Source organism: Kitasatospora sp. NPDC087314 (assembly GCF_044744365.1).
In the GTDB taxonomy this organism is placed as follows: Bacteria; Actinomycetota; Actinomycetes; order Streptomycetales; family Streptomycetaceae; genus Kitasatospora.
The window spans coordinates 62,841-70,550 of record NZ_JBIUYE010000011.1; the positions used below are offsets into that span (position 1 = coordinate 62,841).

Below are 7,710 nucleotides of genomic sequence, written 5' to 3' on the forward strand. Positions count from 1 at the left end.
CCCGAGCCGGACGGCGCCGCCGCCACTCCGAGTACGGGCACGCCCTTGGACACCGAGGGCGGTCCGGCCGACGAATCCGCCGGAGCACACGCCCCCGAGGGCCCGCCCTCTGAGCCGGGCCGTACGGACCGCGCCACCCTCGCGGCGGCCGACCCGCGAGCGTCCACGCCGGTCGCACCGGTCGCCCCCGCAGAGAGCGGGCACCGGCTCGCGCCCTCCCCGACGGCAGGCCCCTCCCCCAAGGGGACTCCTCCCGCCTCGGGCGGCGACCGGCCGACCGCACCGCCCACACCGGGTCCGCTCCGACAACCTCCCGGCGACGGCAGGAGGGGCCCGGTCGCCGATGCCGTGCACGTGCGGGACACGGCTCCGTCCCCTGGCGCGCCGCAGGACACCGCCGAGCCACCGCCGACGCGCCCGAGAGCCGACGGCGCACCCGCCCGGTACGGCGAACCCGGCCCGCCACCCGCACCGGGCCCCTCGTCGGCACCCGTCGCCCCTCGCCTCTCGCGTGCTCCCCACGAAGGCCCGACGGCCGGCGTGGCCGCTGAACCCCGCCTCCCGGCCTCGACCTCAGCCACCGACACCGACGCCGACGCCGACGGGCCTCCGGCCAGCCCCGGCCCACTCCACCCCGACCGGCCCGCCCCCACGAGCGCGCCGACGGCAACCCGCCACACCCCGTTCCGCCGGTCCCCCACACCCGACGAACCGACCACGCCCACCGGCACCGACACACCCCCGGCCGACCGGCCCGCCCCCACGCCGCCACCGATGCCCCAGACCCCCACCACGTCCCGGGGCCGACCCCGGACACCCGACGTACCGGCCACGGCCGATGACCGACCACCGGACGCCGACGTCCATCCCTCCCCCGTGCCGGCCCCCGGCCCGGCCCGCACCGAGGCGGGCAGCCACCCGCCGGAGCACCAGGGTCCGCCACCACCGCCCGCCACCATCCCGGAGCTGCTCGACCTCGTCCGCGAGCACGTGGTACCGGCGCTCGCCCGGGCGGGGTTGATCACTCCCGGCGAACCTCCGGCCGTCCGTCGGGCCGGCGAGGGGCAGCACGCTCCCGAGGCGTCGCCGGACCGGGCGACGGTCACCGCAGGGCGGATGCGGATCACGCCCGCCCCGGACGGCCCGCGCCGGGCCGGCGTCGGGGAGGTCCACGTCCACATCGACCGGGTCGAGGTCCTCCCTCCCGCACCGCCGCCCGCCCCACCCCCACCCCCACCACCGCCCGAGCCCTCGCGCCCCACCCCCGCCTCCGTCGACCTGGACGCCTACCTGGACGCCCGGATGGGACGGAACCGGTGAGCAACAGCCTGGCGATCGCGGCCGTCACCTCCACCCTGCGGTACGTCCTGGACACCGCCATCGGTGGCACCCACCCCGGGTCGGTCGGCGGCGCCCAGGTGACGACGCTGCGCCCCGACCGAATCATCGGCGACGACCTCGCCCACGCCTCCGGCGTCAACCTGTTCCTGTACCTGGTGACGCCCAACGCCACCTGGCGCGGCCGCGACCTGCCGAGCCGCGGCGACGACGGCACGGTCCTCCGGAGCCCCGTCACGGCGCTGGACCTGCACTACCTGATCACCTGTTACGGCCAGGACAGCGCGCTGGAGGGGCAACGGCTGCTCGGCCGGGCCCTCGACGCGCTGGCCGTCACCCCGGTGCTCGGACCGGACGTGGTGGCCGCCGCCGTGCAGGAGTACGGCGCGGCCGACGAGACCGCGTTCCTGAAGGACGCGGACCTCGCCGATCAGATCGAGTCGGTGCGGATGTCACCCGCCACCATGTCCGTGGACGACCTGTCGAAGGTCTGGTCGGTCTTCCCCCAGTCGCCGTACCTGCTCTCCGTCGGCTACACCGCCGGAGTCGTCCTGCTGACCGGTGACGCCACCGCCCGGAGGGCACTGCCGGTCAGCCGGCGGGCGATCAGCGTCGCGCCGGCCGGGGCACCGAGGTTGTTCTCCCTCGACACGGCGCCGCCCGGTGCGGTGGTCCGGGCGGGCAGCGTCCTCAGTCTGCGGGGCGAACGTCTGCTCGGGGCGACGACACAGGTCCGCATCGGCCCAGTCCGGCTCCCGGTGCGACCGGACGCGACGCCGACCACGGTGACCGTGTCCCTGGACGCCGGGGTCCCGGCGGGGTTGCACCCGGTCCAGGTCCTACAGCTCGAACCGGCCGGTGCGCCGGGTCCCTCGTCGCCGCGCATCGTGGCCACGTCGAACCGGCTGCCCGTCACCGTCCGGCCGACGGTCGTCCGGGTGACGGTCGGGACGGCGGACCTCCTCGTCGTCCTGGACCCTCCGCTGTTCGCGGGCCAGGGCGCGACGGTCTCGCTGACCCGTCTCGACTCGGCCGCCACGACCGCCACGACCGCCACGTCCGTCACGTCCGTCACGTCCGCGCCGGACGAACTCTCGTTCGCGGTGCCGCCGGTCCGGAGGGGCGCACCACCGCTGACGTCCGTCGACCTCCCCCGCAGGGCGATCCCGGACGGCAGATGGCTGGTCCGGGTCCGGGTGGACGGCGTCGAGAGCGTGCCGGAGCTCGTCGACGGCGTGTACCAGGCACCCGCCGTCACCCTCCCCGTGCCATGACCGGCGCCAACCGGGAAGGCGCGGCAGCCGGCCCCGGGGCCGGTACGTTCGCGGCCTGGGAGGTCGCCAACCGCGACCATCTGATGTCCGAACTCAACCTGCTCCGCGCCCAGTTGGACGGTCAGGCCGGGGACGGCCCACGGGCCGAGGCGGAACGGGACCTCGCCGAAGCCCGCCGCCGGCTCCCGGCGGACAGCGCCCTCGACCGGCTCGCCGCGGGTTTCGGGCTGACCGGCTTCGAACGCTCCCTGCTGCTGCTCGCGGCCGGCCCCGAACTCGCCACGGCCGTCGCCGCGGAACTGTTGTCCGCGAACGGCTCGCCCAGGCCGTCGTTCGGCACGGCGCTCTCCCTCCTGCCCGGGGCCCACTGGAGCGCGACCACCCCCGAAGCACCACTACGGCGCTGGCGGCTGCTGCACCTGCTCGACCCCTCGTCACCGATCAACAGCCCGCTGACCGTTGACGAGCGAGTGCTCCACCACCTCACCGGAACCGGCTACCTCGACACCGACCTCGCCCCGATCGCACGCCCCTTGCCCGCCCGCCCCGGCCTGCCCGCCCCGCTGCAACCCGCGGTGGACGCCGTGGTCCGCGCCTGGATCGCGCGGCGGCCCGTCCTGCTGAGCGGCCCGCAGCCGGCGAACCTCCGGCTGGTCGCCGCGGCGGCCGCGACCGCCTACGGGCGCGGGAGCCTCTTCGTGCCGGCCAGCGACCTCCCAACGGCTCCGGAGGCCCGGCGCCGGATCGTGCGCCTGATGGAGCGTGAGACCGTACTGTCCGGGCGCGTCTGGGCGGTCGCCCTCGACGGGGCCGACCCGTCGGAGCTCACCGCCCTGACCCGCACCATCGCCGAGCTCGACGCCCCGGTGACCGTGCTGTGCGACGAGGACGCCGTCGTACCCGCCGCCGAATTCGTCCGGGTACCGGTCGGGCGGCTGGGACCGGCCGACCGAGCGCAGCTGCTGGCGTCCGCGCTACGACGAGCCGGTACGCCGGCGCCACCGGCCGAGACCGGGGCCGCGGCGGCGGCCTTCGACCTCACGGCCGACGACGCCGAGGCCGTGGCCCGGGACGCCGCCCGCGGCACATCGCTCTGGCAGGCCTGCCGGGACCGGGCACGCACGTCCTTCTCCGGGCTGGCCCGGGTGCTGCGGCCCACGGCCGGCTGGGCCGACCTCGTCGTCCCCGACGCCCAGGCCGCCCAACTCCATGCCCTCACCGCCTCGGTCCGGCACCGTGACACCGTCCTGAACGACTGGGGCTTCGCCACCCGCACGGCCCGCGACCAGGGAGCGACGGCCCTGTTCGCCGGACCGAGCGGTACGGGCAAGTCCTTCGCCGCCGAGGTCATCGCGGCGGACCTGGGGCTGGACCTCGTCCAGGTGGACCTGAGCCAGGTCACGAGCAAGTACATCGGCGAGACGGAGAAGAACCTCCGCCAGGTGTTCGCCGCGGCAGAGGACAGCGCCGCCGTGCTGCTGTTCGACGAGGCGGACGCCCTCTTCGGCCGCCGGACCGAGGTCCACGACAGCCACGACCGGTACGCCAACCTGGAGACGGCCTACCTGCTCCAGCGCCTGGAACGCTTCCGGGGGTTGGCCATCCTCACCACCAATGCCAAGTCGGCGCTGGACCGTGCCTTCACCCGCCGGCTGCGCACGGTGGTGAACTTCCCGCACCCGGACTCGGCGATGCGCGAAGCCCTGTGGCGCAAGGCCTTCCCGGCCGGCACCCCCGTCGACGGCGTCGATCCGACGGAGCTCGCGAAGCTCGACCTGGCCGGCGGTGAAATCACGTCGATCGCCCTCGCCGCCGCCTACCTGGCGGCAGCCGAGAGCGGCCCCGTCACCCGGCGGCACGTACTGACGGCGGCCCGGTGGGAGCTCGCGAAGTCCGGCCGCTCCGCCGTGGCCGGTGCGAGCGGCCGGTGAGGCCCGAGGGCGTGCCTACGGGCTGTTCAGGTTGAACCACAGCACGAATCGACCTCCTACAACCTCGTCATCGGTCGGGAACTGGATCTTCGTCGTGGTGCCGTCGAATACCAGCGGCGCATGACAGTTGAGGACCATGGTGGGGTCGTCCATGCCGAAGACGGCCGAACCCTCGATGACGAAACGCCCGACGATCGGCCTCTGGTCAGCGGGCACGATCGTCTTCAGATGAGGGATGAGCACGTTGTCGATCCACCGAAGAACGTGCGCCTGGCCGAACCACTGCACGAACCTGGTGCGCCCTGGATTGGCCTGATCCGGTCTGGAGTACAGCCTGACCGTGCGCACACCGATGAACGGTTCGACCCACTGCGGGGCTTCGCCGTCGAGTGGCCATGGCAGGTCGAGCTCCACGTAACACACCGGCTTGCCCACGAAGCTTTTCGAGTTGACGTCCAGATCAGCCGTCGCGAACAGGCCCGTGCGGAGCATGTCCGGCGTGATCAGGTCACCCTGCTGCATCGACAGCGCCGGGATCCCGTGTGCCGGGTCTCCGAGGACGGTCACTCCGAGGATGTGGATCCCTGCCGGGGGCGGCGCCTGGGTCGTGACGATCACGGGAATGACCCCCGTGGCACCTTGGAGAACCACTTGGAGGGTGTCACTCGCCACTCCCGGCGCGGGCTGCCACCAGAAGGCCGCCTGGCCGGTCGAGCCGGTGGCCACCGTCACCGTTGTGTGTCCGCCCGCCGCCGTCAGGTCAGGCGGCGGCTGAAAGTCGGTCGCCTGCGCCACCAGTGCGCCCGTGCTCGCGGACGCCACCACCGACGCCCCGACCACGGGACCGCAGATGCTGTCCACCAGCACCCGGACCTGCTGCGGGAGCACCTTCTGCGAGGCCCGCAGCCGCTGGCCGTCGCCACCGAGCAGACGAAGCTCCCGCCGGGCCGCCACCTTCACCAGGGCGCTCTGCACCGTCTCCGACGCGCCGAAGACCCCGCACCCCGTGGGTGGAGTGAAGGCGACATCCGCGGCGACCGCCCGCTCGCGCGGCAGTGCCTGGGCGGTGACGGTCAGTGAGGCCGCGCCCGTGACGCCCTGGAGGGCCAGTCGCAGGGTGTCGCTGACCGCGCCGGACGCGGGCTGCCACCAGACGGCGGCCGAGCCGTCCGCGCCCGTGACCAGTGTCAACGTCGACTGCCCACCGGCGCTCGACAGATCCGCCGGCGGCTGGGCGCCCGTCGCCTGCACCACGAGTCCCCCCTGGCCGGGCGTCGCCACCACCGATGCCCCGGCCACCGGACCGCAGATGCTGTCCACCACCATCCGCACCGGCTGCGGAAGCACCTTGTCCGCCACCCGCAGGTGCTGCCCGTCGCCGCCCAGCAGCCGCAGTTCCCGCCGGGCCGCCACCTTCTCCAACGCGCTCTGCACCGTCTCCGTCGCGCCGAACACCCCGCAGGTCGCGGGGGTGCCGAAGGCGATCCCATCGGCCCGGCTCAGCCGCCCGACGAGGACGACCGGGGGCACTCCGTCGTGGTCGAGGAGTTCGGCGGTGACCGTCTGGGTCGCGGCGCCCTGGGCGTCCAGGGTCCAGGTGACCTGCGCGATGCCGTCGGCTCCGGCCTGGACGGTCACCGTGCTGCCGCTGCCGTCTCCCCCGCCGTCCAGCCGACCGGCGCCCTGGGTGCGGAAGCGGACGCGGGCGCCGACGAGCGGCAGACCGCCGTTGCGGGCGCGGACCCGGACGGGCTGGGGCAGCGCGGTCCCGGGCAACGCCTCCTGGCCGTCGCCGCCGGCCTGGTCGAGGGTGGTCAGGTGGATCAGGGCGGGGAACAGGCGGCGGCAGTCCGCCTCCAGGGTCCATCCGGTGTCGCCCTTGCCGAGGATCGCCAGGGCGACGGTGTGCCGAACCGGACCGAGCGGGGACCGGGCCTCGCCGTTCCCGTCGGCCCCGGGGGGCCAGTCGATCGACCCCTCGGTGGCGGTCTGACCGTAGAGCAGGCGCATCGTGCGGGCGGGCACGAGCCAGTAGTCGCCGGTCGAGCGCTGTCCGCCGTCGTCGGGGAACCGGACCTGGATGCCGTCCTCCAGGTCCTGCGGCCGGGTGTCCACGGGCCGCTCCGGCCCGTCCCAGCGGCGGACCAGGGGTGTGCCGCCCAGCGCGGTGAGGGAGGACGGGTGCGCGCCGGTCCAGCGGACGGTCACGCGGGTGGCGCGGGCGGCGGTGACGGTGGCGAGGAACCCGGCCTGCGCGCGGAGTTGGAGGTCGGTTCCGGTGACCTCGACGGTGTCGCCGGGCCTGATGGCGAGTTCCTCGTCGGGGCCTTCCCGGTCGAGGGTCAGCTCCGCGCTCTGCCCGTCGACCGCTGCGGTGATGGCCGTCAGACCCGCGACGACGCTGCCGTTCTCCCGGGACCAGACGAAGGTGGGCGCGCCGACGCCGGTGTTGCGGATCTCGACCCGGTAGAGCTGGTTCTCCAACCGCCGGTATCCGCCGGAGACGGTGATCAGCCGACAGGGGTCCGGGTCAGGGGTGTCGGCGTGCCGGAGCAGCGCGGCCATCGTGCCGCGGGTGACGGTGAAGGCGTCGGGTGCTTGGAGGGCGGCCGGGTCCTGCCCCGCCGTCAGGGGGATCAGGCGGACCTGCCAGACGGTCTGGGCGCGGGTGGTGGTGTCCGGGCCGCCGAGCGCCGATTCGAGCAGGGCGGCCCGTTCGTCGGCGGTGACGTGGTGGGTCCAGACATCGAGCAGGACGGCGTAGCGCCCCGTCGCCGCGGGTTCGGTGACCGCGGGCGTCCCGTCGAGCGCGCGCAGGTGGGGCTGGTTGCCGAGCGGCCATCCCGCCGTCTCGCCGGAGGGTGGCGGTGGTGACTCCACGAGGGTGCCGGCGGCGTAGTACCGTCCGGGGCCGATCCTCAGGTCCGCGAAGGCGGTGCCGTCCGGGGTGCCGCCGGTGGTGGTCAGGACGGCGAAGCCCGCGCCCGCCGCCGGGCCGCCGTCCGGCCCGACCACGTCGAGGGTCCGCGTCTCGTCGTGGTGCGCCGTGATGGCCGCCTGCTCGTTCCAGTCGGCGTCGAGCAGCACGCGGCCCTGTTGGAGGAGGACGGCCCGGTAGGCCTGCTGCGGGTCGAAGGTCCAGCGGGTGAAGTCTCCGTGCATGCGTG

4 protein-coding genes are annotated in these 7,710 nt (G+C 74.7%); 3 read left to right on the forward strand and 1 reads right to left on the reverse strand.

The window, feature by feature from the left end; genetic code table 11:
- Positions 1-876 precede the first annotated feature (876 nt).
- The 3 genes from ACIO5E_RS23870 to ACIO5E_RS23880 are packed head-to-tail and all read left to right on the forward strand — an operon-like array spanning position 877 to position 4,543.
- The gene (locus tag ACIO5E_RS23870) at positions 877-1,320 is read left to right on the forward strand and encodes a hypothetical protein (RefSeq protein ID WP_400671171.1); all 444 of its coding nucleotides are present in this window, start codon (positions 877-879) and stop codon (positions 1,318-1,320) included.
- Complete coding sequence (locus tag ACIO5E_RS23875; protein WP_400671173.1) at positions 1,317-2,612, forward strand: DUF4255 domain-containing protein; 1,296 nt, start codon at positions 1,317-1,319, stop codon at positions 2,610-2,612. The genes ACIO5E_RS23870 and ACIO5E_RS23875 overlap by 4 nt, the downstream gene beginning before the upstream one ends.
- Positions 2,609-4,543, forward strand: coding sequence for an ATP-binding protein (locus ACIO5E_RS23880; RefSeq protein WP_400671175.1), 1,935 nt, complete (start codon positions 2,609-2,611; stop codon positions 4,541-4,543). Before ACIO5E_RS23875 ends, ACIO5E_RS23880 begins: the two co-directional genes overlap by 4 nt.
- 15 nt (positions 4,544-4,558) lie before the next feature.
- Here ACIO5E_RS23880 and ACIO5E_RS23885 read toward each other — a convergent pair whose 3' ends face one another.
- Complete coding sequence (locus ACIO5E_RS23885; RefSeq protein ID WP_400671177.1) at positions 4,559-7,705, reverse strand: DUF6519 domain-containing protein; 3,147 nt, start codon at positions 7,703-7,705, stop codon at positions 4,559-4,561.
- Positions 7,706-7,710: the final 5 nt, after the last annotated feature.